Here is a 1658-nt window from a genome sequence, read left to right as displayed (position 1 = left end):
GTCGGCTGGACCGGCCGGGTGGGCTGGCTCGGCTGGGTCGGCGGCCCGGCGGCCGGACGCGACGGCACCGGGGCCGTCGGCGGGTTGGCCCAGGGATCCTGCGGTGGCATGTCGAGCGTCCGCTCGGACCACTGCGGTTGCTCAGGCATCGTTCCCCTCCCCGGTACGGCCGGTTGCCGCCCTGCTTCGAGAGTAACGAGCCAACAAATAGGTCGCCGTCGCGCGCGCCGTCCGTTACACAATCAGCATGGACGACTCCGGGATCACCATCAGGACGGGCGACGCCGACGACTGGCCGGCCGTCTCCGAACTGCTGAGTTTCGCCTTCCACGAGCAGGTCACCCCGGAGGCCCGTGACGTCGAAGGATCGGTCGTCGAGCCCGAGCGCACGCTGGTCGCCGAGGACGGCGGCACCATCGTCGGGCACGCGGGCGCGTACACCCGGGAGTTGACCGTGCCCGGCACGATCCTGCCGGCCGCCCACGTCACGCTGGTCGGCGTCGCGCCGACCCACAAACGCCGCGGGCTGCTCACCCGGATGATGCACCGCCAGCTGCGGGAGATCGCGGCCGCGGGCCGCGAGCCGATCGCGGTCCTCTGGGCCAGCGAGACCAAGATCTATCCGCGCTTCGGGTACGGACCGGCGGCGCAGCGCCTGCAGATGCAGATCATGATGCGGGAGCTACGGCCGCCGACGGGACTGGCACCGGGCTCGGCCGACCGGCTGCGCCTGGTCGACCCCAAGGACGCGATCGCCGAGCTGGCCAAGGTCTACGAACGGGTACGCCCGGAGCGCACCGGCTGGTCCAGCCGCGACGACCGCTGGTGGCGTTTCGTGCTGAGCGACATCGAGTCCCAGCGCGAGGGCGCGACCAGTTTGCGCGGTGTGGTGCACGAGACCCCGCACGGCCCGACGGGATACGCGCTGTGGCGCACCAAGGGCCGCTGGGAACGGCACGGACCGAACAGCGACGTGCAGGTGCGCGAGGTGGTGGCCGACGATCCGGCCGCGTACGCCGCCCTGTGGAACTTCCTGCTCACCATCGACCTCGCCCGCTCGGTGTCGGTCAGCTTCGCGGCCGTGGACGAACCCCTGCAATACCTGGTCGACGAGCCCCGCCGGCTCGGCACCACGCTGGCCGACGGTCTCTGGATCCGCATCACCGACCTGCCGAAAGCCCTGGCCGCGCGGACGTACGCGGCCCCGGTCGACCTCGTGCTGGACGTCACGGACCCGCTGCTGGAGCAGAACACCGGGCGCTGGCGGCTCACGGCAGGCCCGGACGGTCGCGCCACCTGTACCGCGACGACTGACCCGGCCGACTTGGCGTGCACGGTGCTGGAGCTGGGCTCGGCCTATCTGGGAGCTACGTCACTCGCTGCCCTGGGTGCCGCGGGAACGGTCCGGGAGCTGACGCCGGGGAGCCTGCGGCGGGCCTCCATCGCGTTCGGCTGGCATCGGATGCCCAATCCCGTCGAGGTGTTCTGAATGGGGCGGGCGACGGTAGGTTCGGCGTCATGGGCGAAGAACCCGAACGTCGACGCCGTCGCTTGCGTCCCTCCTCGTCGGCCGCGACCCCGCCCGCCACGCCGGCCGACCCGTCCTCCGGGGCGCGGCCGGCCGTGACCGGCGGGCCGGCCGTGACCGGCGGGCCGGC

Annotated in this window: 1 protein-coding gene; it reads left to right on the top strand. The window is 72.6% G+C overall.

All coding sequences use genetic code 11. The features are described from left to right. Positions 1 to 247 precede the first annotated feature (247 nt). Entirely contained in the window at positions 248 to 1489 is a 1242-nt protein-coding gene (locus tag AB0C29_RS47230; RefSeq protein WP_360834760.1) for a GNAT family N-acetyltransferase, read from the top strand. Positions 1490 to 1658 lie beyond the last annotated feature (169 nt).

Origin of the sequence: Actinoplanes sp. NPDC048791 (assembly GCF_040650095.1) — a bacterium.
Lineage (GTDB): Bacteria > Actinomycetota > Actinomycetes > Mycobacteriales > Micromonosporaceae > Actinoplanes.
This window is presented reverse-complemented; position numbering and strand designations above follow the sequence as displayed.

Excerpts from the sequence above, each read along its gene's own strand:
- AB0C29_RS47230 (WP_360834760.1), top strand. The coding sequence starts at position 248 with ATGGACGACTCCGGGATCACCATCAGGACGGGCGACGCCGACGACTGG.